The organism is Vibrio sp. 2033, from assembly GCF_033339735.1.
This window is the reverse complement of sequence record NZ_JAWOVC010000918.1, coordinates 1-501: the sequence shown is the minus strand read 5'-3', so window position 1 is coordinate 501 and position 501 is coordinate 1. Positions and strand designations below refer to the sequence as shown.

The following is a 501-nucleotide window of genomic DNA, read 5'->3' as shown; positions in this document are numbered from 1 at the left end:
GATCCTGTACACGCTGCGGAAATCGCAGAGCGTGCTGGGGCGGACGGCATTACCATCCACCTGCGTGAAGACCGTCGCCATATTTTGGATCGTGATGTGCGTATTCTACGTGAGACGATTCAAACACGTATGAATCTAGAAATGGCGGTCACTGAGGAAATGGTTGAGATCGCACTAAAAACTAAGCCAGAGTTTGTTTGTCTCGTACCAGAAAAGCGTGAAGAGCTCACCACTGAAGGCGGCTTAGATGTGGTTGGCCAACTTGAGAAAGTAAAAGCGGCAACACAAAAGCTGACGGAAGCGGGCATTAAAGTTTCTCTGTTTATTGATGCGGATCGTCAGCAAATTGAAGCGGCGAAGCAGTGTGGTGCACCATTTATCGAGCTTCATACTGGTCATTACGCTGATGCAGAAACAGCAGAAGCGCAACCAGCAGAATTGCCGAAGATTGCTGCGGGTGCAAGCTACGCTGATGACCTTGGTATTATTGTGAACGCTGGC

At 49.3% G+C, this 501-nt stretch carries 1 protein-coding gene; it reads left to right on the top strand.

What is annotated here, in order from left to right:
* Positions 1 to 501: pyridoxine 5'-phosphate synthase (locus R7P74_RS29810; protein ID WP_318124356.1), on the top strand; the 501-nt coding region annotated here is incomplete at both ends.